The 22328-nt window shown below is 38.2% G+C and carries 25 protein-coding genes; 15 read left to right on the forward strand and 10 right to left on the reverse strand.

What is annotated here, in order from left to right; all coding sequences use genetic code 11:
• The first annotated feature begins 6 nt into the window (after positions 1–6).
• The 5 genes from lipB to AQF98_RS18035 all read left to right on the forward strand — a co-directional run bounded on the left by lipB (position 7) and on the right by AQF98_RS18035 (position 3434).
• Positions 7–702, forward strand: a complete 696-nt coding sequence (gene lipB / locus AQF98_RS18015) for a lipoyl(octanoyl) transferase LipB (RefSeq protein ID WP_055133354.1) — start codon at positions 7–9, stop codon at positions 700–702.
• Positions 702–1760 carry a serine hydrolase gene (locus AQF98_RS18020; RefSeq protein ID WP_055133355.1) on the forward strand — a complete coding sequence of 353 codons (1059 nt, stop codon included), beginning with the start codon at positions 702–704 and terminating at the stop codon, positions 1758–1760. The genes lipB and AQF98_RS18020 overlap by 1 nt, the downstream gene beginning before the upstream one ends.
• A 99-nt stretch (positions 1761–1859) precedes the next feature.
• A complete protein-coding gene (locus AQF98_RS18025; protein WP_055133356.1) occupies positions 1860–2342 on the forward strand; it encodes a DUF5684 domain-containing protein in 483 nt (160 codons plus the stop codon).
• Positions 2343–2375: 33 nt separating this feature from the next.
• Positions 2376–2684, forward strand: coding sequence for a DUF2752 domain-containing protein (locus AQF98_RS18030; protein ID WP_235524262.1), 309 nt, complete (start codon positions 2376–2378; stop codon positions 2682–2684).
• 39 nt (positions 2685–2723) lie between these two features.
• Positions 2724–3434 (forward strand): SGNH/GDSL hydrolase family protein, encoded by a 711-nt coding sequence (locus AQF98_RS18035; protein WP_055133357.1) that lies wholly within the window; start codon positions 2724–2726, stop codon positions 3432–3434.
• Positions 3435–3439: 5 nt separating this feature from the next.
• Here the strand turns inward: AQF98_RS18035 and AQF98_RS18040 are convergent, their stop codons facing one another.
• Positions 3440–4171 (reverse strand): RDD family protein, encoded by a 732-nt coding sequence (locus AQF98_RS18040; RefSeq protein ID WP_055133358.1) that lies wholly within the window; start codon positions 4169–4171, stop codon positions 3440–3442.
• A gap of 93 nt (positions 4172–4264) precedes the next feature.
• Here AQF98_RS18040 and AQF98_RS18045 point away from each other — a divergent pair, with 93 nt between their 5' ends.
• Genes AQF98_RS18045 through AQF98_RS18070 form a run of 6 tightly spaced genes read left to right on the forward strand, consistent with a single transcriptional unit; the run spans position 4265 to position 10396 of the window.
• The gene (locus AQF98_RS18045) at positions 4265–5221 is read left to right on the forward strand and encodes a stage II sporulation protein M (protein ID WP_055133359.1); all 957 of its coding nucleotides are present in this window, start codon (positions 4265–4267) and stop codon (positions 5219–5221) included.
• Positions 5218–6099, forward strand: a complete 882-nt coding sequence (locus AQF98_RS18050) for a hypothetical protein (protein WP_055133360.1) — start codon at positions 5218–5220, stop codon at positions 6097–6099. Before AQF98_RS18045 ends, AQF98_RS18050 begins: the two co-directional genes overlap by 4 nt.
• A gap of 1 nt (position 6100) precedes the next feature.
• Entirely contained in the window at positions 6101–6844 is a 744-nt protein-coding gene (locus AQF98_RS18055) for a DUF4129 domain-containing protein (RefSeq protein ID WP_055133361.1), read from the forward strand.
• Positions 6841–8022 carry a DUF4350 domain-containing protein gene (locus AQF98_RS18060; protein ID WP_055133362.1) on the forward strand — a complete coding sequence of 394 codons (1182 nt, stop codon included), beginning with the start codon at positions 6841–6843 and terminating at the stop codon, positions 8020–8022. Before AQF98_RS18055 ends, AQF98_RS18060 begins: the two co-directional genes overlap by 4 nt.
• 3 nt (positions 8023–8025) lie before the next feature.
• Positions 8026–9003, forward strand: coding sequence for a MoxR family ATPase (locus AQF98_RS18065; protein ID WP_055133363.1), 978 nt, complete (start codon positions 8026–8028; stop codon positions 9001–9003).
• Between the two features lie 46 nt (positions 9004–9049).
• Positions 9050–10396, forward strand: coding sequence for a DUF58 domain-containing protein (locus AQF98_RS18070; protein ID WP_055133563.1), 1347 nt, complete (start codon positions 9050–9052; stop codon positions 10394–10396).
• 225 nt (positions 10397–10621) lie between these two features.
• Here the strand turns inward: AQF98_RS18070 and AQF98_RS18075 are convergent, their stop codons facing one another.
• Positions 10622–12049, reverse strand: coding sequence for an L-serine ammonia-lyase (locus tag AQF98_RS18075; RefSeq protein ID WP_055133364.1), 1428 nt, complete (start codon positions 12047–12049; stop codon positions 10622–10624).
• Positions 12050–12145: 96 nt separating this feature from the next.
• Between AQF98_RS18075 and AQF98_RS18080 the strand changes: the two genes are divergently transcribed.
• Together AQF98_RS18080 and AQF98_RS18085 are read left to right on the forward strand one after the other, a co-directional pair.
• On the forward strand, positions 12146–13147 hold the full coding sequence (locus AQF98_RS18080) for an energy transducer TonB (protein WP_055133365.1): 1002 nt from the start codon (positions 12146–12148) through the stop codon (positions 13145–13147).
• 11 nt (positions 13148–13158) lie between these two features.
• Positions 13159–14559 (forward strand): alpha-L-fucosidase, encoded by a 1401-nt coding sequence (locus AQF98_RS18085; RefSeq protein ID WP_055133366.1) that lies wholly within the window; start codon positions 13159–13161, stop codon positions 14557–14559.
• Positions 14560–14894: 335 nt separating this feature from the next.
• Here AQF98_RS18085 and AQF98_RS18095 read toward each other — a convergent pair whose 3' ends face one another.
• Positions 14895–15299, reverse strand: a complete 405-nt coding sequence (locus AQF98_RS18095; RefSeq protein WP_055133368.1) for a helix-turn-helix domain-containing protein — start codon at positions 15297–15299, stop codon at positions 14895–14897.
• Positions 15300–15420: 121 nt separating this feature from the next.
• Here AQF98_RS18095 and AQF98_RS18100 point away from each other — a divergent pair, with 121 nt between their 5' ends.
• Together AQF98_RS18100 and AQF98_RS18105 are read left to right on the forward strand one after the other, a co-directional pair.
• On the forward strand, positions 15421–15678 hold the full coding sequence (locus AQF98_RS18100; RefSeq protein ID WP_055133369.1) for a hypothetical protein: 258 nt from the start codon (positions 15421–15423) through the stop codon (positions 15676–15678).
• A 22-nt stretch (positions 15679–15700) separates the two neighbouring features.
• A complete protein-coding gene (locus AQF98_RS18105) occupies positions 15701–16759 on the forward strand; it encodes a HEPN domain-containing protein (protein ID WP_055133370.1) in 1059 nt (352 codons plus the stop codon).
• A gap of 1 nt (position 16760) precedes the next feature.
• Here the strand turns inward: AQF98_RS18105 and AQF98_RS18110 are convergent, their stop codons facing one another.
• From AQF98_RS18110 to AQF98_RS18135, 7 genes are all read right to left on the reverse strand, one after another.
• Complete coding sequence (locus tag AQF98_RS18110) at positions 16761–17420, reverse strand: MgtC/SapB family protein (protein ID WP_055133371.1); 660 nt, start codon at positions 17418–17420, stop codon at positions 16761–16763.
• 115 nt (positions 17421–17535) lie between these two features.
• On the reverse strand, positions 17536–17667 hold the full coding sequence (locus AQF98_RS22395) for a hypothetical protein (protein ID WP_255352938.1): 132 nt from the start codon (positions 17665–17667) through the stop codon (positions 17536–17538).
• A 152-nt stretch (positions 17668–17819) separates the two neighbouring features.
• The gene (groL, locus tag AQF98_RS18115) at positions 17820–19460 is read right to left on the reverse strand and encodes a chaperonin GroEL (RefSeq protein WP_055133372.1); all 1641 of its coding nucleotides are present in this window, start codon (positions 19458–19460) and stop codon (positions 17820–17822) included.
• Between the two features lie 88 nt (positions 19461–19548).
• Positions 19549–19839, reverse strand: coding sequence for a co-chaperone GroES (gene groES, locus AQF98_RS18120; RefSeq protein WP_055133373.1), 291 nt, complete (start codon positions 19837–19839; stop codon positions 19549–19551).
• Between the two features lie 178 nt (positions 19840–20017).
• Positions 20018–20578: a transposase gene (locus tag AQF98_RS18125; RefSeq protein ID WP_200911917.1), complete on the reverse strand. Its 561-nt coding sequence runs from the start codon at positions 20576–20578 to the stop codon at positions 20018–20020.
• A gap of 185 nt (positions 20579–20763) precedes the next feature.
• Positions 20764–21123, reverse strand: coding sequence for a preprotein translocase subunit SecG (gene secG / locus AQF98_RS18130; protein WP_055133374.1), 360 nt, complete (start codon positions 21121–21123; stop codon positions 20764–20766).
• Positions 21124–21137: 14 nt separating this feature from the next.
• Positions 21138–22313: a hypothetical protein gene (locus AQF98_RS18135; RefSeq protein WP_055133375.1), complete on the reverse strand. Its 1176-nt coding sequence runs from the start codon at positions 22311–22313 to the stop codon at positions 21138–21140.
• Positions 22314–22328: the final 15 nt, after the last annotated feature.

Here is a 22328-nt window from a genome sequence, read left to right on the forward strand (position 1 = left end):
AATACAATGAATAAAGCGGTTGAGTTTATAGACTGGGGTTTAACAGATTATCAGGATGCATGGACCAAACAAGAAGTTTTGTTTGATGGAACAGTTGCTTTAAAAACAAAAAATAGAACCGAAAATACCAATCTGGCAACTCCAAATTACTTGGTCTTTTGCGAACACCCACATGTGTATACTTTAGGCAAAAGCGGACATCCAGAAAATTTATTGTTAGATGAACAAGGTCTTAAAGAGAAAAAAGCTACCTACTACAAAATTAACCGCGGTGGCGATATTACTTACCATGGCCCTGGGCAAATTGTAGGCTACCCCATACTTGATCTAGATAATTTTTTTACAGATATCCATCTCTACCTTCGCACATTGGAAGAAGCCGTGATTTTAACCCTTGCCGATTATGGAATTTCAGCAGGTAGATACCCCGGTTATACAGGCGTTTGGTTAGATCCAGATAATGAAAAGGCCCGTAAAATTTGTGCCATGGGCGTACGTTGCAGCCGTTGGGTAACCATGCATGGCTTTGCATTTAATGTAAATGCCGATTTGAATTATTTCAAAAATATTGTTCCCTGTGGCATCGACGATAAAGATGTAACCTCTATGCAAAATGAGCTGGGCTTTGAATTGGATATGGAAGAGGTAAAAAACAAGTTAAAAAACCACATTGCTGTGCTCTTTAAAATGGATCTATGCTAATGAAAAAATGCCTTCTTTTTTTAATTGCAGTCTTGGTGCAAACAGCTGCCCAAGCACAAAACCTAGATGAAGTAATTCAGTTTATTAAAGCAAACCCTAGCAAAGCTTCACTTTACCTGATAGAAGACGGTAAAACAGTGATCGATTTTAACAGTAAACAACAAATGCCCTTAGCAAGTGCAGTTAAAACAATAATTGCCATAGAGTTTGCCAAACAATGTACAGCTAAAAAAATATCGCCACTTACCAAAATAGCAGTAAAAGATCTGGCCAAATATTATGTTCCCAATACCGATGGTGGTGCACAACCAAGCTGGCTTAAATCTATTGGTAAAGGTGCTGCAGATAGTGTTCAACTTTTAGATATCGCTAAAGGGATGATCATGTATAGCTCAAATGCCAATACCGAATTTTTACAAGACCTCCTGGGATTAACCAATATCAACAAAAACTTAAAAGAGCTAGGCCTAAAAGAACATCAGCCCTTGTATTACTTTACAGCTTCGGCCTTAATGGTTTGTTTAAAACCAACTGGTGTTAATGAAGGAGAATGGATCAAACAGCTAAAGGCAATGTCTGCAATCGAATACCATCAAAAATGTGAAGAAGCACACCAAAAGCTCAAAACAGATCCTTCATTTATAAAAAAGTTTAATCCCGCTAACCTATCCTTAAATATACAAAGGCTATGGTCTGATCGCTTGGTGGCATCTACTACCGCTAATTATGCCCAATTGATGCAAAAAATAGCTGGTAGAAAATTTTTCGCTCCAGAAACTCAAGCTGTGCTAGAAAGTATTTTAGAATGGCCAATGGCTTATCCAGATAATAAGGCGCAGTTTAACCACATCGGCCAAAAGGGAGGCTCAACTGCTTTTATATTAACAGATGCATTTTATGCGGTTCCTAAAAAAGGCGCTCAGTTGGCCTGTTCGTTTTTCTTTAACGGGCTAAGCCAAACAGAAAGTGCCCTCATTAACAAAAACTTTGGCGATTTTGAAGCCAGTATACTAACCAGTTCAACTTTTAGAAAAAAATTACTCCAGGAATTAAAATAAAAGGTTCTGTTGTAAGTTGTTTGTTATCAATGTTTAAACATTGAAAATATTTTGATGTTTTAGTTTAAGTCTTATCTTTATATAACTAAAAATTAAACTATGGAATATTCATCAGACTACTCTTCATCGGCATTTGGCGCACTTGCTGGTATCATTTTAATGATTTGGCTTGTTTGCCTTGCACTAGGTGTTATTGCCATAATTGGTTTATGGAAAACCTTTGAAAAAGCTGGCAAACCAGGCTGGGCCGCCATTATCCCAATCTATAATATTTTAATTATGATTGAGATTGTAGGGAAACCTACCATTTGGTTGTTATGGTTATTAATTCCTTGTGTCAACTTTGTGTTTATCATCTGGTTATACAACCTTATGAGTAAGAGTTATGGTAAAGATGAAGGTTTTACCGTAGGTCTTGTTTTATTGGGCTTTGTGTTTTGGCCAATTTTGGGTTTCGGAAGCGCTAAATACTTGGGCCCTTCGGCTGCAGAAGCACAAAACGGTTTTGGAAACAATCCTTTTAATCGGCCTAACGATCCGTTTAACAATCCACCTAGTCCACCGCCAAATCCAGAAGCTTAATTGCAACTATTTGTCATTTATATTGTATCCGCTTTGTCTAACTTATTGGGCAAAGCGGATTATTTTTTAATCCCTTGCCCATTTAAGTACCTTACCCATTTAGATTGTCCGGGTTGTGGCTTTCAGCGTGCGGTACTTGCCTTAGTACATGGAAGGCTAGCAGAGAGTTTTCAGTTATATCCACCAGCTATTCCATTTTTATTAAGTGCAGTGGCCACATTAACTGTATATACTTTAAAATGGAATAAAAATGCAAAGGAGCTAAAATTGATGTACATCGCAACAGGCATTGTTGTTGTAGTTAACTATGCTTATAAGATAGCAACACACCAGTTGCATTAGCGCAACATCTGTTGGATGCTTTTTTTCGTAAATTAAGATATGAAATGGAGTAGTATTTTTTTGTCTTTATGCTTATTATTGGCCTGTGATAAAAAAGCAGAACAAACAATGATAACAACGCCAACGCTACCAACAATTGGTACCCCCTTAACTTACCTAGCCCTTGGCGATTCTTATACCATTGGCGAGGCCGTAAGCCAAAAGGAATCTTTTCCGTATCAATTAGCCGCTCAGTTAAATACGATGGGTAAAAATATCGTTCCGCCAAAAATTATTGCCAAAACTGGTTGGACAACTGATGAACTGCAGGCTGCAATTAAGGCCGAAAATCTCAATCAGAATTTTGATATGGTTACTTTGCTCATTGGTGTAAATAACCAATATAGAGGCAACTCGCAAACTACCTACCGCAAAGAATTTAAAGAGTTGTTGCAAACTGCGATCAATTTTGCGGGGAAGAATAAAAAAATGGTTTTTGTAGTTTCCATTCCAGATTGGGGCGTAACACCATTTGGTAAATCGGGGGTTAGAAACCAGCAAACCATTGCCCAAGAAATTGATGCATTTAATGCGATAGCTAAAGAAGAGACCCTTGCTATGGGTGTAAGTTATACAGATATTACACCAGGTTCTAGAAATGCGGCTACAGATTTGTCATTGGTAGCTTCAGATGGCTTGCATCCCTCTGGTAAAATGTATAACGAATGGGCTTTAAAAGTGGCACCAGCAGTAATGGCAGCGCTTAAATAAGCTTGTTATATTTTGGCCGTAATCTGGTTGTAATCCTTAACCACAGTTTTTAAAAACTCAAGCTCATTCATTCCCTCTGGTATAGTAATGCTCAAACGGGTACTCACTCTTGCGGCCATTTGGTAAATCAGGTCGGTATTGTGTGTTTTGTAATAAGTATTGAGCACTTCGTGGATCAGTTCAATATCACGGTCGCTCATTTCATTTACGGTATCAAATACAGGAGTATATTCCTCAATTGTAGGGTGAAAGGCAATATGCTGAAATTGCGTACGGGGTACGGTTTTAATTAAAGTGGTACCAGCTACAATATCGCCAATGCGTTGTTTGTTCTCGGTTACCGCTACACAAATTAATGCACCCACCCAAGAGGTTAGGGTAAAATCTACAATTCTAAAAACCCATCTGATAAAATATTGGCCTAATGTAGCCTGAGCGCCATCTAAGCTAACTACTTTAATTTTTAACAGTCGCTTGCCAATGCTCTGTCCGTTCATAAAAATCTCGCAAATCAGGTCGTAAAACACAAAGCCAGCACCAAATATCAACAGCATCACAATGATTACCATCCGGCCAGAGTTGATGAGTCCTGTTAAGGAAAAGAAAAGCAAAAAGATCAAGAATACCACTATAAACAGCCCAAAGTCTATTAATCTGGCTGCAACCCTTTCTCCTAGGCCCGCAACAGGGTAATCAATATCTACATGCTGGCTGGTACTTACTCTTACTGTTTCCATTTGCCCAAATATAATAGGGTTTTTTATTTTTTATTGACTAATAAGAATTTTGTTTTATTTTAACAGAATATTTAAGCACCGGAAGATAATTTTATGAGAGAAGCGCTGTTTGTAAAGCAGAATTCTGAAAAATGGAAGAGTTACGAGCAATTACAAACTAACAATCCAGACGAATTAGCACACCGTTTTATTGATATTACCAACGATTTAGCTTACGCAAAAACGTTTTATCCTAAATCTAAAACTACGGCGTACCTTAATGGCATTGCCTCGGTTTTGCACCAATCTATCTATAAGAACAAAAAAGAAGAAACAGGTCGTTTTATCCGTTTTTGGAAATACGAGCTACCACTGCTCTTTCATCAATACCGTAAACAGATAGGCTATGCTTTTATCTTTTTCTTTATTTCGGCAAGTATTGGTGCTATTTCTGCTAAATATGATGATACTTTTATCCGCCTAATTTTAGGCGATGGGTATGTAAACATGACCAATGTAAATATTGCCAAAGGAGATCCTTTTGGCGTGTACAAACAAGACAACGAGTTCAGCATGTTTTTTCGCATTGCGGCCAACAATACTTGGGTAACGCTATTAATGGTAATTAGTGGCGCCTTATTTAGCATAGGTCCTGTTTTTTTTCTGTTAAGGAACGGGATTATGCTGGGTGCATTTGAGTATTATTTTTTTAGCAAAGGCTTGGGTGCACAATCTATTTTGGTAATTTGGATACATGGTACCCTAGAAATATTGGCTATTATTATTGCCGGAGGGGCAGGCTTAGTGCTTGGCCATGGGTTGCTTTTCCCTAAAACTTATACCCGTTTGGTGGCTTTTAGAAACAGTGCAAAAGATGCCGCTAAAATTGGCTTGGGTCTCATTCCCATTATTCTCTTGGCGGCCTTTTTCGAAGGCTACATTACCCGCCATACCGAAATGCCAATTTGGTTAAGCCTTAGTATTTTAATCGGATCATTAACATTTATGATCTGGTATGTAATTATCTATCCTATCCAACTATACAAACGCAATCAAAATATGTTGCCATGAAAGACAAAGTAGAATTTAGAAAAGTACGCGAGTTTGGCGAGATTATAGGAGATACCTTCCTGTTTGTCAAGCAGAATTTTAAGCCCTTATTAAAAGCATTTATCTACCTCTGCGGGTTTTTTATTTTAGCCGGAATGGCCAATGCAATGGTAGTACAATTGCGTTTGGTTAACATTGCAGCAAATCCGGGAGATTATACACCATACTCGAGATTGGGTGCAATTTTTTCTTGGCATTATTTAGGTTTAATCGTTTTTATGGTGCTTAATTATACCGCAATTTATGTTACGGTTTTAAGCTATATCTCTATATACATTCAAAAAGGGAATGTGCCAGTAACCGTAGAAGAAGTTTGGAGCTATTTTAAATACTACTTTTTTCGAATGTTAGGGAGTGGTGTAATTATGACTGTTTTCCTGTTCGTATGTCTGCTATTCTGTTTCTTTCCAGGAGTTTACGTTTTTCCGGCAGTAACGCTTGTTTATCCTATTCTAATTTTAGAAAACGCTTCTTTAGGCTATTCTTTTACCCGTTCTTTTAAACTACTAAAAGACAACTGGTGGATCACCTTTGGTATTTTAGTGGTGATTTGGATCATTACCTATGCCTGTACCACTTTTGTACAGCTTCCTGCTATTATCATTACCATGGTGAATACGTTTACCAACCCATCAAATCCTATTTCTAAATCTTATGCCATTATCAGTTCTCTTTCAAGTTACATTGCTCAGGTTTTTTTAATCATTCCCATAATATGTTCAGCCTTGTGTTACTTTAGTTTGGTAGAGCAGAAAGAAAGTACAGGCTTACTTGATAGAATTGAGGGTTTTGGCGATACCAACTCCGAACAATCAACTACCAGCCCAGAAGAATATTAGTATGCGTATCCTCTTGTTTTTGCTGTTTTTCTGTGGGGCAATACCTGTTGTCCATGCCACTGCTTTGCAAAAACCAGTTGTACAACATGCTGTGGCTAAAAAAGAAAAACCAACTTTAAAAGTAGATACCAATAGCAAAGTAGAATTGCGGAAGTTTGACAACGAAGCGATTAAAAACTATAGCAAAAAAAGAGATTTCATTTACGACGATTCGCAACAAGCACCCAGCCTTTGGGATAGGTTTTGGCGCTGGATATGGAGCTTAATTAATGAAGTGCTGGGTAATAAAATTGGAGGTACAATTATCAAATACGTGCTTGTAGCATTGGTAATTGCCCTTATTGTTTTTATTGTACTTAAATTAATGGGGATAGATTTTAAACTGTTAACCGGTAAATCTAAAACCATTAATGTGCCTTACCAAGAAGGGCTGGAAAATATTCACGAAATTGATTTCGATGAGCAGATAGAACAGGCCATGCAGCTTGGCAATTATCGTTTGGTAGTAAGGTTGTTGTACCTTAAAACTTTAAAACAGTTAAGTGATAAAGAGTTGATCCACTGGCTGCCAGAAAAAACCAACCAAGCCTATGTGTTAGAAATTGCCAATCAAACCCAACAACAAGAATTTGCCCAACTTACCAACCAATTCGAATACATTTGGTATGGCGAGTTTTTTATAGATAAAAGCAGTTTCGAGCCAATTCAAGAATCCTTTCAACAATTTAACCAACAGAAGGCATGAATGGATTAAGAAAATACCTCATTATTGGTGCTGTTCTTTTGGTGGGCTACTTAATGGCACAATACTTTAGTCCGAAACCTACAGATTGGAAACCAAGCTATTTGGCCGAAGATAAAATTCCGTTCGGAACCTATATTTTACGTCAACGAATTTCAGATCTTTTTCCGACTACAAAAGTTAATACTGCACAAACAGATATTTACAATACTTTACAAGAAAAACCAGCAGGCCAGTCTAATTATCTGCTTATTGCGGCTAGCCTTAAGGTTGATACGCTAGACTATAGCGAAATGGTAAAGTACATGCAAAGTGGCAATAACATTTTCATTGCTGCAAATCAAATTAAAGGTATTTTGTTAGATACCCTAAAGCTAAAGGTAAAAGCCAATTTTAGTTTTACGGGCAAGAGAAAATTCCCTGTCAACTTTGTTAACCCTACTTTAAAAAGAGAGTTCGACTACTATTTCGATAAAGGAACCAGTGCACAATACTTTTCTGATTTAGATACCACAAGGGCAATTGTATTGGGACAGGTACAGCAATACCACGCCAATTTTGTGCAATACAGATTTGGCAAAGGCTCTTTGTACCTTATGGCCAACCCACAGTTGTTTACCAACTATAGCTTACTTAAGGAAGATGGAATGGACTATGCAGCTAAGGCCCTTTCTTACCTGCCAAAAACCCAACATTTAATATGGGACGAATATTTTACCAAAAAAGCTCAGAACAATAGTTCGGTTTTACGGGTGTTTTTTGAATACGATCAATTGAGATGGGCCTATTACATTGCCTTATTTAGTTTGGTTGCTTTTGTGTTGTTTGAAATTAAAAGAAGACAGCGGATTATTCCGGTAATAGAAAGGCCAAAAAATACTTCAGTAGAATTTGTTGAGGTAGTGGGTAGGGTATATTACCAACAAAGAAACAATAGAGATATTGCAGAGAAAAAGGTGGTGTACCTGCTCGAATATATCCGCAATAAATACAGGCTAAAAACTTCAGATCTTAATGCAGAATTTGTAGAAGCGTTAACCAGCATATCAAGTGCCGATGCAACTACTATTCAAGAACTTTTACAAGAAATAACAAACCTTAAAGCAGGGCAGGTAGTAAAAGACAATCAGCTCATTCGCCTAAATAAACTAATTGAACAATTTTATAAACAAGACCAATAACATATGGAACAGGAAATGTTTAACCAAAGAACCGATTTAAGCCAACTGAACCAAGCGGTAGAGCAGATCAGACAATCATTAGGCAAAATTATAGTTGGTCAAAAAGATACCATAGACTTATTAATTGCAGGTTTATTGGCAGATGGACATCTTTTATTAGAAGGAGTGCCGGGAGTGGCCAAAACCCTAAGTGCCAAATTGGTTGCCAAATGTATTTCGGCTACATTTTCGAGAATCCAATTTACGCCAGATTTAATGCCTTCTGATGTATTGGGTACAGCGGTATTTAGCCCTAAAACAGCAGAATTTCAGTTTAGACAAGGACCAATTTTTGGCAACATTATTTTGGTCGATGAAATTAACAGAGCACCTGCAAAAACCCAATCGGCCTTGTTCGAAGCCATGGAAGAGCGCCAGATTACGGTAGATGGGCATACTTATAAATTAGAAGAACCATTTATGGTATTAGCTACCCAAAATCCAATAGAACAAGAAGGAACCTATCGTTTGCCAGAGGCGCAGTTAGACCGTTTCTTGTTTAAGATTGAGGTAAAATACCCTTCGTTAGCAGAAGAAATAGAAATATTAACACAGCAACACCAACATAAAACAGAAGATCAGCTAGAAGAGATCAAAGCCGTATTAACAATTGATCAGATTAAGAGCCTAAGGGCAACTATTAAAGCCCTTTTTGTAGAGCCTAAATTATTGGCCTATGTAGCGCAGATTATTCACGAAACGCGTCATAACAAATCGTTGTATTTGGGCGCTTCGCCAAGAGCCTCGTTGGCTATTGTAAATGGTGCAAAAGCAATAGCGGCAATGGCGGGTAGAGACTTTGTAACCCCTGATGATATTATTAAAGTAGCAACCCCAGTACTGGTGCACCGCATTATGCTCAGTCCAGAAAAAGAAATGGAAGGCCTAACTACGGCCGATGTAGTGGCACAAATTATTAAAAAGATAGAAGTACCTAGATAGTAAAATATACCGTCGTTGTGCAACACCATGACGAATATAAATGGAGATGAAGAAATTTTTTAGAAAATATTACATAGATCTATTTTTGGGCAAAAGGCTATTTATTGCCCTTGGTTGCTGTGTATGCCTGTTTTTATTTTCGTTCTTCACCCCCATATTGGCCCAGTTGCCCTATTTTGCTTTTGGTGCATTAATGGTTTTAATTCTTATAGATCTGTTTTTACTACACCGCAAGGGCAGTAAGGTTTTTCTACGTAGGGATGCGCCAGAACGTTTGAGCAATGGCGATGACAATGAACTTAAAATCTACCTCGAAAACTTCTATCCTTTTCCAGTGAGCATTGGTATTATTGATGAAATCCCTTTCCAGTTTCAGAAAAGAGACCTTTGGTTTACTACCCATCTGGCACCACGAGAACAGAAAACAATTACCTACTATTTACGCCCTACTAAACGTGGTGAATACGATTTTGGCCTAACCAGACTTTATGTACAATCGCCTTTGGCCTTATTAAGCCGTAGGTTTAACATTGGAGCCGATAAAGTAGTGCCTGTTTATCCATCGTTTTTAAAGATGAGGCAGTACGAGCTGATGGCTGTTTCAAACCGTTTAACCGATATCGGGATCAAGAAGACCAGACGTGTTGGCCATAGCATGGAGTTTGATCAGGTTAAAACCTATGTAGCTGGCGATGATTATAGAACCGTAAACTGGAAAGCCACAGCCCGCAAAGGCGATTTGATGGTGAATGCTTATACCGACGAAAAAGCGCAGCATATTTATTGTGTAATAGACAAGTCTAGGGCAATGAAAATGCCTTTTGAAGGCTTAAGTTTGTTAGATTATGCCATTAATGCCAGCCTAATTTTAAGTAGCGTAGCCTTGGTTAAACAAGATAAGGCAGGGCTCATTACCATAGCGGAAAAAACAGGAAGTATTGTGCCGGCCGATAGGAGGCCCACCCAGCTGAACAAGATTATGGAAGTGTTGTACAAAGAGAAAACCCGTTACCTAGAAACAGATATGGAAGCTTTGTATATAAGTGTAAGAGCTACCTTAAAACAACGGAGCTTAATGGTTTTCTTTACCAACTTCGAAAGCATGTCTGCATTAGAAAGGCAATTGCCGTTTTTAAAAAGAATGGCTAGGTTTCATTTGTTAATGGTGGTGTTTTTTGAAAATACAACGCTAAAATCGTTGAGCGAAGAACCGGCCCAAAATGTACAGGGCATTTATGTTAAAACCATTGCAGAAAAATTTACCTTCGAAAAGAAATTAATGGTAAAAGAACTGGCCAAACATGGAATTCTTAGTTTACTTACCGTACCGCAAAACCTAACCGTAAATGTTGTGAACAGATACTTGGCTATTAAAGCTAGGCAACAGATTTAAAGAGGTGTAAGGCAAAAGGTGTAGGGTTTAAGGTGTATTATTCCCAAGCATTGGTTCATATCCACATTCAAACATTGGTTCGCGTCCACACATAAACATTGGTTCGTGTCTCCACGAACCAATTATCTTTCGGCGTTTGCGTTTAAAACTGACCACATAGAAACATAGTTCACATAGATCGTAAAAGCTTAGTGCCCTTTGCGCCTTTGTGGTTAATTACTAATACTAACACTCCGGTAAACTCAACGGGATATTCGTGGCCAAGCCCCCATCAGAAGTTTCTTTGTATTTAGAGTTCATATCCAAAGCCGTTTCCCACATGGTGTTCACTACCGCATCCAAACTTACCTTGGCCTTATCAGGATTGCTTTGCAAAGCCAGCTGACTAGCCGTAATGGCTTTAATTGCCCCCATGGTATTGCGTTCGATACAAGGAATCTGCACTAGGCCACCTATAGGGTCGCAAGTTAAACCCAAATGGTGTTCCATGGCAATCTCGGCCGCCATTAAAACCTGTCGTTGCGAACCGCCCAAACATTCGGTTAAAGCAGCAGCAGCCATGGCAGATGATACCCCAATTTCGGCTTGGCAGCCACCCATAGCAGCAGATATGGTTGCCCCCTTTTTAAAGATGCTACCAATTTCAGATGCACAGGTAATAAACTGGATAATCTTCTCTTCGGTATAACCATCGCAAAAAGCAATAAAATACTGTAAAACTGCAGGTATTACACCAGCGGCACCATTGGTAGGCGCTGTAACTACCCTGCCAAAAGCAGCATTTTCTTCATTCACGGCAAGTGCAAAACAACTTACCCAATCCAATATATAATTAAAGCCATTGCCACCACTTCTAATTGCAGTAAGCCAAGTATCATAATCGGTATAAACCTGTTCGCCAATTAGGCGTTGGTTCAATTTCGATGCCCTTCTGGCCACATCCAAACCACCAGGTAAAAATCCACCAGTATGGCAACCACGATAGATGCATTCTTTAATTACCTGAAAATGTTGCAGTACACCTTTTTTGGTTTCAGCCTCTGGGCGCCAAGCAGCCTCGTTCTCCATCACCACTTCACTTACCTTTAAACCGGTAGATAAGCACCAATGTAAAAGTTCGCTTGCTTTCTCTACCGGAAACGGAAGATCAACTTGTTCTTTCTCACTGCCATTCTCGCCCTCTTTTACCACAAAACCACCACCAATAGAGTAATAAGTCTCAGAAAAAGCCTTTCCAGAACTTAAAAAGGCTTGAAAAGTAACCGCATTCGGGTGAAAAGGCAAACTCTCGGTAAACAAAAACAAAAGATCGTCAGTATAAGAGAAATTAATCTGGTACTCGCCACCCAATAATAAACGTTGGGTGTCTTTAATTTCGGCAACCGTACTGTCAATGGCATTCACATCAAAAGTTACCGGATCGCCACCGGCCAAACCCAATAAAATGGCAATATCGGTGCCATGCCCTTTTCCAGTTTTTGCCAAAGAACCATAGAGCAGAATCTTTACCTGCTCAACCTCGCTTAGTTGGGCCTGTTTTTTTAAAGAAGTAGTAAACTGCTGTGCTGCCCTCCATGGGCCTAAAGTGTGCGAGCTAGAAGGGCCAATCCCTATCTTAAAAATATCGAAAACTGAAATCTGTTCATTTGGCATACACAAATTTACAATAGTTTTATGTTATTCTACAATAAGATCAGCCATTGTGCATGTGTATTTTATCGGTTATATTCGTGCAAATAAAATGAATTAATGAAAAACGTATTTATCCTATTTGCCCTACTTTTTACACTAAGTGCAGCTAAAGCCCAAAAAAAACAAAATGTTTACTTTTTTAAGAACAATGGAAAAGAAGTAAATATAAAAGATAGTGCAGATTTTGTGCGTGTAATTCAAGAACCAGATTCTGGAGAGACCAACTTTGTGTTCCAAGAGCTTTATTTGAATGGCAAAAAAAAGACGATAGGAAAGGTTTCTGCCTTTGAGCCCAAACTTGTATTTGAAGGCCCACTTATTAAATACAATGAAGCAGGACGTAGAATAAATATATCAACTTACGAGCGTGGTATACCAATTGGAATGAACTATCAATATTTTGGGGATGGAACCTTGCGTAAACAAATTGAATATACCAAGTATACACAACCCATAGACCAAATGGTTGGCAATGATGCAGGATTTGTAAGAGAAATATTTAATACAGGCAATAAACTGATTTATCTGGCAGACTCGTTAGGTACTGTTTATGTAAAAGATGGGAATGGGCATGTAGTAGAAACCAGCAATTTGCCAAAAGGCGAAAGAAGAGAAGAAGGCGATTATAAAGATGGTCTTAAAGAGGGCACCTGGACAGGTACAGAAGAGGTAAATGGAATGAGCTATACAGAAATTTACCAAATGGGTAAGCTGGTTTCAGGAGAAAGTACTCAGAACGGGAAAAAATACACTTATAAAACTGCTTTAGAACCACCACAGTTTAAAGGAGGCAGCCAGGCTTGGAGCAACTACATTAAAAACACGCTCAGCTATCCGAAAGAGGCTTACAAAAATGGTATTCAAGGACGTGTACAGACCACTTTTACAGTAGACAAAGATGGGAAGATTGTAGATATCACGATTACCAAATCTGCAGACTCGCTATTAGATGAAGAAGCAAGGCGGATATTGCGCTACTCGCCGCTTTGGATACCAGCTAAAATGCGTGGCATACCAGTAAGGGTAAAATATAACCAACCCTTTAGCTTTAAACTATAACCATAACGTTGATGAAAAAATTGCTGAGTTTATTGTTGCTAATTTCAAGCTGTGGGCTATTATTTGCCCAAAGCTACAAAGCGCCTACCGATGCAAAAGTTGCAGCCAAATTAACCCAATGGGGCGATAAAAAATTTGGACTCTTTATGCACTGGGGCATTTATAGCATTCCGGGTATTGTAGAGTCGTGGAGCATCAACTCAGAAGATGCCTCATGGATCCCTAGAGATAGTACCCAGAACTACGAGGCCTATAAGCAATGGTATTTTAACCTCAACAAGCAATTTAACCCAGTAAACTTTAATCCCAATATTTGGGCAAGCTATGCTAAAAAGGCGGGCATGCAGTATGTGGTATTTACCACCAAGCACCACGATGGATTTGCGATGTTCGATACCAAACAATCAGACTATAAAATTACAGCTAAAGAGGTGCCTTTTTCTACTAGCCCTAAAGCAAATATTACCAAAGAAGTTTTCGATGCCTTTAGGAATGAAGGATTTATGATTGGAGCCTATTTTTCAAAGCCCGATTGGCATAGCGAATATTACTGGTGGCCACGTTACGCTACACCAGATAGAAACAACAATTACGATATCCGCCTGCACCCGCAACGTTGGCAACAGTTTAAGCAGTTTACCTATAACCAGATCCAAGAGCTAATGAGCGATTACGGCAAGGTAGATATTTTGTGGTTAGATGGGGGCTGGGTTAGGCCAAAAGCAACGATAAATGCCGAAGTACTATCGTGGGGTGCACCCATACCCGCTTGGGACCAAGACATTAACATGCCCAACATTGCGGCTATGGCAAGGGCCAAACAACCGGGCCTAATTATGGTAGACAGAACAGTACATGGCGAGTACGAAAACTACCAAACACCCGAACAAAAAGTGCCAGAAAAACCTTTAGACTACCCTTGGGAAACCTGTATGACTATGGGCGATGCCTGGGGATACGTACCTAATGATAATTATAAAAGCACAAATACCCTAGTGCATTTACTGATAGATATTGTAGCCAAAGGAGGTAATTTGCTATTAGATGTTGGCCCCAAACCAGATGGAACATTTCCGGAACCAGTATTAGAGCGCTTAACCGCAATAGGCCAATGGATGGACATTAACAAAGAAGCCATTTATGCAACCCAGCCCATTGCACCCTATAAAACCGAAAATGTGTGCTTTACCAAAAGCAAAAACGGAAGTACCTATGCCCTTTATCTCATAGCTGATAAAAATAGTGCGCCCCAAAAAATTACCCTTAAAAACCCACCACAAAGCCCAAAAAAGATCAGTTTGTTAGGTGTAAAAGCAAGTATTAAATGGAAACAGGTAGGGAACGACCTAGAAATTACCCTGCCAACAGTAGTAAAAGAATTAAAGCATGCTTTAGTATTTAAAATGGATTAAGCAAAGAATATCAAACAATGGGCCTGAGTGCTTGAGTGGCTCCGGTCGTTGTTTGAACTGTCTCCACCATTGCTTGAACTGCTCCCACCATTGCTCGGACTCTCTCCACTATCACTCGAACTGTCTCCACTATCGCTTGAACAGCCTCCACCATTGCTTGAACTGCTCCCACCATTGCTCGAACTGCTTCCACTATCACTTGAACTGTCTCAACCATCGCTCAAACTGCTCCCACCATTGCTTGAACAACCCCCATCATTACTTGAATTACTCCCGTGGTTCGTGTCCCCACGAACCATAGCCTAAAAACTAGAGCTCTCATGCGCCTTTAACCTCTACCCCTTACCCTGCAAATCAAGTAGTTTTTTCATGGCCTCCATGGCTATGGCCTGTGCAGCAATAGTAGCCTCGTGCGATGCCAGCAACTCTTGTAGTCTTGCAATCTCCATATCCTTGGCCGACTTGATCTTTTCTAAGACTTCTTCAGTTATTGAAAAAGGAGTATCTTCTAGATTAGGATAACCCTTAGTAGGTTTCCCTTCGCCAAAAACAATCCAATTTGGATTCAATTCTCCACATTTTGTGAAGACTAAGTCGTAATTCATGGTGTCCCTAACATACCAATTTGAAAGTGTAGTGCCGGCAATGCCAAAAAATTTAGCTAATTGTACATCAGATTTAAACTTGTAATGAGATTTTATTCTGTTTAAAATCAGGGTTTTATCTATTTTTTCTACCATTATTGTGGATTGTTAGTCTTTTTTGCTTGATATATTCAGTTTTTGTGGATATAATTGTTTGGCAAATCTAAAAATAGTGAAAAAACAACTTTAAAACTAACAATTAACCATCTTACCAGATATGGACAGCATTAACCAACCCCCAATCAATACCGCCATAGGTAGCGAAATACCCGAAGAAGTACTCAACGAGTTTAAGGTATTCTTAAAACAAGTACCCGCAAATAGGTTAAGTAAAGGTTTGCGAAAGTTGCTGATAGATTACCTGTTCTATAACATAGAAGCGCTACCTACAGATTTTAAAGACCTTTTAACAGATCTCTATTGGTTGCACGAACTGTTAGATGGCATACAAGGCAAAGAAATAGAACTCAATTAGCTTAGCCTAAACTATCCAGCCTATGCAAACCCTAGAAGATAACACCCCGTATAACGATAATGTACTTGCGGCATTTTTTGATAAATACAATAAAAGCCAATACACCGATAAACTTTGGAGTTTTTACCGGGCCCACCTATTGTATGCAGAGCGGGTAAACAGAACGGCGAGTACACAAGATAGAGCCTTTTACAACGACTTGTTAAACGTATTGCAACATTGTAAACAGCTAAAAGACCACATAGACATAGCTCAACCTATAAAATTACAGCCCTATTTTGTCGAAAACAGTCTGGTGTCATTAGAGGGGGTGATAGAGTTGATCAAAAGAGCCATACCAGTAGGCATTATCTATAACCTAAGCCGCAGTGCAGATGAGCTAGATCTGGTGGTTGTTTTAGAAAAGAATTGTACCAAAGCTTACCAAGAGTTTGAAGATTTATTGGATTTAGCGCAACTGGGTTTTAAAAAGGGACAATGTACGGTACATAGTTATGGGTTATTACATCATTTGATCAACAACGGCCATGTTTTTTACAACACTGCCTGTGTGGCCCGTAATGTAATCTATCAAAAAAACAACGAAGTGCTTTTTAACCCTGCAAGTAGCTGTCTGTTCGAAAAAATAAAGCTAGAGGCAGAAACACAGTTTAAAGTAGGCATGGACAAAGCCTTACATTTTTACGAGGGTGCACAGCTCTATATTAAAAATGGTCTCGATGATATCGCCATGTTTATGCTACAACAAGCCTGCGAATTAACCTACCGTTGTTTGCTCCATGTATTGCGTGGCAAAGGTGTAAAAAGCCATTCGCCCATGTTGTTAAGGAAGCACTTGAAACGCTTTGCTCCAGAAATAATAGGGGTATTTTCGCCTATTGAAGAAGAAGAAATCAAATACCTACAATTGTTAGAAGATGCCTATGTAAATTCGAGATACAACCAGCACTATAAAATAGCCCATACCTCAATTGTGCATCTCAATAATAGTGTAGCATTGCTTCAACAAAAGGCAACGCATTTATTTCAATATAATATGGATATTTTAGATAGGAAAATAATGGAGTTTGGCGTTAATTGATCTAAAAATCAAAAGCAATAATCTTTTGGTCTCTTAACATTTTATCTACAAATCTTTTATGGTTTTTAGGGCTCCCTATAGCTGTCCATGTACCGCTGATAATGCCATTTGCCAGCTCTTGTTTACCTCTGTACAATTTAAGTCTAGATGTTCTGATGTGTTCCTCATAAGTATCTAAACTCTCATTCTCATACTTTTTAACAATTCGATAAGTTCTTTTTGTAAAACGATGCTCTACAAAATTCTCTACAAAAGGGAAAATCAATAAGGCAAGGAGCACAATTGCGGTTACGCTAATGGCCTGCTCGTAATAACCCGCACCTATGGCCATGCCAATAGCGGCAACAATCCATATTACACAAGCGGTGGTTAAGCCCTTAACCTGGTTGTCTTCCTTAAAAATTACACCAGCACCCAAAAAGCCAATGCCCGTTACAATATTAGAGGCAATTCGGTCTTGGCTGCTCAAGCCAATCTTTACCGATAAGATGGTAAACAAGGTGGCGCCCAAGCCAATCATGATCATTGTTTTTAACCCGGCCTGTTTATTTCTAAACTCACGCTCTACACCAATAAGGCCGCAGAGCAATATGGCCAATAAAAACTTATTGATTTCTCCTTGTGTAATAAAATGTTCGTTGCCGAAAAAGCCTTGTGACATATGATAGGTTGTAGATTTCAACTAATTTCGAAAATTATATTCGAATAACGATAACACAAGTGTTAAAGTTTTGCAACACCTCCTATTTCATGCTTACACAAAATAGCAATAAAAGTTAATTGAACACTTGGTGCAACCATTGACCAAAGGCATAGCCATTTTTATAAATAGCTATGGCCATAGCAATCAGTACAATCGGTAATGCGATTTTAAATCCTTTCGATTTTAAAAATTCTTCCTTTGTCATAATTTTAATGAGTTGGTTATCTGCTCAGACGTCACGCTGTGCCAATTTGTTACAATATGAAAATATGATGGTTCGTGTCCTCACGAACCATCAAACAAAAAAGACCGCTAAGCTTTTGCTTAGCGGTCTTTTTTACATGAATGAACATCTGATTACATCATACCGCCCATGCCACCGCCACCCATTGGTGGATGTGCATGACCAGCACCAGCTTCTTCTGGCTCATCTGCCAATACAACTTCTGTTGTTAACAACATTGCTGCAATAGATGCTGCGTTTTCTAATGCTACACGGCTTACTTTAGTTGGGTCGATAACACCAGCACCAATTAAGTTTTCGTAAACATCAGTACGGGCATTGTAACCGAAATCAGCTTTGCCTTCTTTTACTTTTTGTACAACGATAGAACCTTCGATACCTGCATTTTCGCAGATTTGACGTAATGGCTCTTCGATAGCACGACGAATGATCTGGATACCAGTATTCTCATCGTCGTTAATTCCTTTTAGGTCAGCTAAAGCTTCAACTGCACGGATAAACGCTACACCACCACCAGCAACAATACCTTCTTCTACAGCAGCACGAGTTGCATGTAAGGCATCGTCAACACGGTCTTTTTTCTCTTTCATTTCTACCTCACTTGCAGCACCAACATAAAGTACAGCAACACCACCAGAAAGTTTAGCTAAACGCTCTTGTAATTTTTCTTTATCGTAGTCAGAAGTAGTAGTCTCAATTTGAGCTTTGATCTGACCAACACGAGCTTTGATATCTTCAGATTGACCAGCACCATTAATTACAGTAGTATTGTCTTTATCAACTACCACTTTCTCTGCAGAACCTAGGTAAGTTAAATCAGCATTTTCTAATTTATAACCTCTTTCTTCAGAGATAACGATACCGCCAGTTAAGATAGCGATGTCTTCTAACATGGCTTTTCTTCTGTCGCCAAAACCTGGAGCTTTAACAGCAACAACTTTCAGAGAACCACGAATTTTATTTACTACCAAAGTAGCTAAAGCTTCGCCATCTAAATCTTCAGAGATAATTACTAATGGTTTACCAGTTTGAACAGTTTTTTCTAAAACAGGCAACAATTCTTTCATGTTGCTGATTTTTTTGTCGTAGATCAAAATGTAAGGGCTTTCTAATTCAGCCTCCATTTTATCAGCGTTAGTTACAAAATATGGAGAAAGGTAACCTCTATCAAATTGCATACCTTCTACTGTTTTAACTTCAGTTTCAGTACCTTTTGCTTCTTCAACAGTAATTACACCATCTTTACCCACTTTGCTCATTGCTTCGGCAATTAACGAACCAATTACATCGTCGTTGTTTGCAGAGATAGAAGCAACTTGTTTAATTTTATTGTTATCATCGCCAACAGCTTGAGATTGTTTTTTCAAGTTCTCAACCACAGTGCTTACAGCTTTGTCAATACCACGTTTTAAATCCATTGGGTTTGCACCAGCAGCTACGTTTTTAATACCTGCAGTTACAATTGCTTGCGCTAAAACGGTAGCAGTTGTAGTTCCATCACCTGCAATATCAGCAGTTTTAGAAGCTACTTCTTTAACCATTTGTGCACCCATGTTTTCAATTGGGTCTTTCAATTCAATTTCTTTAGCTACAGTTACACCATCTTTAGTGATCGCTGGTGAGCCAAATTTTTTATCGATAATTACATTACGACCTTTAGGACCTAAGGTTACTTTTACTGCATTTGCTAAAATGTCAACTCCTCTTTTCAGGGCGTCGCGTGCTTCAACGTTATATTTTACTTGTTTTGCCATTATTAATAGATTTGAGATATGCGTATTGAGACAAGGCTATCTAGCTCAAAACATATCTAATTTATATGATTGATTTTGATTAATATAGTTAGCCTTCTATTGCGTAGATATCAGTTTCACGCATAATTAGATAATCTTTTCCGTTATAAGGAAATTCAGTACCACCGTATTTTCCATAAATAACTACATCTCCAGCTTTTACAGTTGGTTTTTTACCTTCCGAATCTTCATCAGAAACTGAAATTACAGTACCCTTAGATGGTTTTTCTTTAGCCGTATCTGGAATATAAATTCCCGATGCTGTTTTTTCTTCTGCCGCAGCAGGTTCAACAATCACTCTGTTTGCTGTGCCAGCAACTGGTTTAAGATTTAATGACATAAATACTTTTATTTTTAGTTTTTATAATTGAGTTAACTCGTAAATGTAATACGATGAAATGGATTAAACAGTTTTTGTGCCAAGTTAATTTTACTTGTCAAATTTGCATTTGATGTCAGTTAATGGAATTTACGCAATAATTTGAGTGTCAGTCTGGCAGAAAATAAAAAATATGGATTTAAAACTCCTCACGCAAATCTTTTAAAAAGGTAAAACATTGATCATTGTTTTCATAAAAACTTGCAGATGAGTAGGGGTAATCTGTGGGTATTTCTGCCAATTGCCAATGTTCCTGCAATGGATTAAGATGGATATAATCCATTGTTCGATAAGCTGCCATACTACTATGAAGTTCAACGGCTAAAGAATCTCTTTGCCAAAACTCATAATTTTTATTTGTTGCAGCAACCCTGTATTTGGTTAACCTTAATTGATCATTCTCCTTTAATATTTTCTTAAACTGATGAGCTGTATGTTTTAGAAATGAGACGTGAGGTAATTCTTTTCCATTCATATCATTTATTCTCCATATTAAATGAACATGATTGGGCATAATAACAAAGGCAAAAACATCTATTTTCCCTTTAACACTTAGATGAGAAAGTGAACTTAAAATTACAGCCTTATACTGAATGTCTTTTAATAATTTTTGCCAATGATTGATAGTTGCAGTCCAAAAATAGATCTTACCTATTTTTATATAAGATTTACGTCTTGCGGTAAATATGATTTCATCCATAATATTTTTGTTTGGGTTAGCGAAAACCCGTTTTTAACAAAAAAATAAAGGGATGAAATTAAATGTAATGAAAAATGAGGAGATATTAAAATTGTTTGTTTGGTTCGTGTCGACACGAACCAAAAAGGCAAAAAAAAACTCTTTTGCCACTGGCAAAAGAGTTTTTTGTATTTCTTTTAATGAAATTATTTTTTTGAAGTATCGCCAGCTTTAGGAGTAGCAGTAGCTGGAGGAGTAGTTGCTGCACCACCACCAATTGGCGAAGGCGTTACAGATTTCTCAATTTGAGAGTCTATTTTAGAACCAGTGCTACCAGCACCTGAACCAGATTTGCTAACTGTTGTAATGGCTAATGATACAATTACAATTAAAGTTAATAAAACCCAAGTTCCTTTTTCTAAAACATCACCAGTACGTTGTACACCAAACATGTTACTACCAGAACCACCTGTAGCTAAACCGCCGCCTTTAGGGTTTTGTATTAAAACGAATAAGCCTAGTGCTACGCAAAAAATAATTAATAAAATGATTAATAAGGTTGTCATGGTATAATATGTTGTTAAATTTTCTTTTCTAAAGATTGGATAAGGTCGGCAAAGTAACGGCTTTTTTCTGGAAATTTCAAACTTAATTTTTCATAAGTATCTATCGCCTTGTGATAAAGCATTTGTTCGATGTAAATGGCCGCTAATGTTTCAGAAACGAGGTCGTAATTATCTTCAGCACTTTTCTTCGCTTTATTTTCGTTATTGATCTGTTCTGCTTTTGGTACTTTGATCTGCGGATCGTTTTTGATAAAAGAATCGATAATGTCAATTCCTTTCGGTACAACCTGTCTGTTTATTGGCCCTTTTCCAGCTTCGTCTGCAACATTAAAAGGAGTTTGAATATGGAAAATATGCTCTACATATTGTTGTTGCAGCTCGCTAGGATTTTGATCGTCGCTCTTTTTCTGCGTAACATAAGGCTGGAAGATCTGCGCATGCTCTTTACGCGTTTTGGCTAACCACCATAAAAAGGTGTAAGGTAGCTTGTCATCGTCGTATTTACTTACGGTTTGTGCTTCGGCCTCTAAATTGTATTCTTCTGGTTGTGCAACAGCTAAAACTTCTTCTTTTGCAGTTTCTGTAGCCTGTTCTGTGCTAAAGCTTTTTTCGAAAGCAAAAAAATCTGTAGCCACAATACTTTCAATGGCAAGCTCATCTGGAACAGTTTCTGAGATAGGACTTACTTCGTCCTTTTCTTCAGGAGCAAATGTTGTTGGAAATGCAGAGGTATCTACTTCCACAATCTCATCATATACTTCTTGTTCGTCTGAGTGATGTGTTTCTTTTGCAGTTGTTGGAGTAGAAGTTTCTACAATAGGTGTATGATGGAGTTCAGTAATCTCTTCAAAAACCTCTTGTTCATCTTCAGAATCTGCAATTAAAGGTTGGGCTATTTCTTCAGTTTCGACCTTAGTACTTGCTTGTTCAAAAGTAACGGTTCTTAAAGTTTCAGGCTGATAAATTACCTGATGCAATAACGTTCCATTGGTATAAAGTGCTGCAGTGGCCAATGTATTGGTATGATTTTCATCATTTAAACTCGCTTTGGCTAGCAATAAGTGTAAAGGTTGGTAATATGGATAAGTATTCGCCAAATTTGTTAACATACCAGCATGCGCTTGCGTTACCAATTCTGGCTTTGCAATTAAATCTGCTAATAGTTGTTTGGTCTCTAAATCTAGCTCCATGCCGCTAAGTTAATC

The organism is Pedobacter sp. Hv1 (assembly GCF_001412215.1).
Classification (GTDB): Bacteria; Bacteroidota; Bacteroidia; order Sphingobacteriales; family Sphingobacteriaceae; genus Pedobacter.

What these genes read in the sequence shown, in the direction of transcription:
- lipB (WP_055133354.1), top strand. Translation starts at nt 7, where the DNA reads ATGAATAAAGCGGTTGAGTTTATAGACTGGGGTTTAACAGATTATCAG.
- AQF98_RS18020 (WP_055133355.1), top strand. Translation starts at nt 702, where the DNA reads ATGAAAAAATGCCTTCTTTTTTTAATTGCAGTCTTGGTGCAAACAGCT.
- AQF98_RS18025 (WP_055133356.1), top strand. Translation starts at nt 1,860, where the DNA reads ATGGAATATTCATCAGACTACTCTTCATCGGCATTTGGCGCACTTGCT.
- AQF98_RS18035 (WP_055133357.1), top strand. Translation starts at nt 2,724, where the DNA reads ATGAAATGGAGTAGTATTTTTTTGTCTTTATGCTTATTATTGGCCTGT.
- AQF98_RS18040 (WP_055133358.1), bottom strand. Translation starts at nt 4,171, where the DNA reads ATGGAAACAGTAAGAGTAAGTACCAGCCAGCATGTAGATATTGATTAC.
- AQF98_RS18045 (WP_055133359.1), top strand. Translation starts at nt 4,265, where the DNA reads ATGAGAGAAGCGCTGTTTGTAAAGCAGAATTCTGAAAAATGGAAGAGT.
- AQF98_RS18050 (WP_055133360.1), top strand. Translation starts at nt 5,218, where the DNA reads ATGAAAGACAAAGTAGAATTTAGAAAAGTACGCGAGTTTGGCGAGATT.
- AQF98_RS18055 (WP_055133361.1), top strand. Translation starts at nt 6,101, where the DNA reads ATGCGTATCCTCTTGTTTTTGCTGTTTTTCTGTGGGGCAATACCTGTT.
- AQF98_RS18060 (WP_055133362.1), top strand. Translation starts at nt 6,841, where the DNA reads ATGAATGGATTAAGAAAATACCTCATTATTGGTGCTGTTCTTTTGGTG.
- AQF98_RS18065 (WP_055133363.1), top strand. Translation starts at nt 8,026, where the DNA reads ATGGAACAGGAAATGTTTAACCAAAGAACCGATTTAAGCCAACTGAAC.
- AQF98_RS18070 (WP_055133563.1), top strand. Translation starts at nt 9,050, where the DNA reads ATGAAGAAATTTTTTAGAAAATATTACATAGATCTATTTTTGGGCAAA.
- AQF98_RS18075 (WP_055133364.1), bottom strand. Translation starts at nt 12,049, where the DNA reads ATGCCAAATGAACAGATTTCAGTTTTCGATATTTTTAAGATAGGGATT.
- AQF98_RS18080 (WP_055133365.1), top strand. Translation starts at nt 12,146, where the DNA reads ATGAAAAACGTATTTATCCTATTTGCCCTACTTTTTACACTAAGTGCA.
- AQF98_RS18085 (WP_055133366.1), top strand. Translation starts at nt 13,159, where the DNA reads ATGAAAAAATTGCTGAGTTTATTGTTGCTAATTTCAAGCTGTGGGCTA.
- AQF98_RS18095 (WP_055133368.1), bottom strand. Translation starts at nt 15,299, where the DNA reads ATGGTAGAAAAAATAGATAAAACCCTGATTTTAAACAGAATAAAATCT.
- AQF98_RS18100 (WP_055133369.1), top strand. Translation starts at nt 15,421, where the DNA reads ATGGACAGCATTAACCAACCCCCAATCAATACCGCCATAGGTAGCGAA.
- AQF98_RS18105 (WP_055133370.1), top strand. Translation starts at nt 15,701, where the DNA reads ATGCAAACCCTAGAAGATAACACCCCGTATAACGATAATGTACTTGCG.
- AQF98_RS18110 (WP_055133371.1), bottom strand. Translation starts at nt 17,420, where the DNA reads ATGTCACAAGGCTTTTTCGGCAACGAACATTTTATTACACAAGGAGAA.
- AQF98_RS22395 (WP_255352938.1), bottom strand. Translation starts at nt 17,667, where the DNA reads ATGACAAAGGAAGAATTTTTAAAATCGAAAGGATTTAAAATCGCATTA.
- groL (WP_055133372.1), bottom strand. Translation starts at nt 19,460, where the DNA reads ATGGCAAAACAAGTAAAATATAACGTTGAAGCACGCGACGCCCTGAAA.
- groES (WP_055133373.1), bottom strand. Translation starts at nt 19,839, where the DNA reads ATGTCATTAAATCTTAAACCAGTTGCTGGCACAGCAAACAGAGTGATT.
- AQF98_RS18125 (WP_200911917.1), bottom strand. Translation starts at nt 20,578, where the DNA reads ATGGATGAAATCATATTTACCGCAAGACGTAAATCTTATATAAAAATA.
- secG (WP_055133374.1), bottom strand. Translation starts at nt 21,123, where the DNA reads ATGACAACCTTATTAATCATTTTATTAATTATTTTTTGCGTAGCACTA.
- AQF98_RS18135 (WP_055133375.1), bottom strand. Translation starts at nt 22,313, where the DNA reads ATGGAGCTAGATTTAGAGACCAAACAACTATTAGCAGATTTAATTGCA.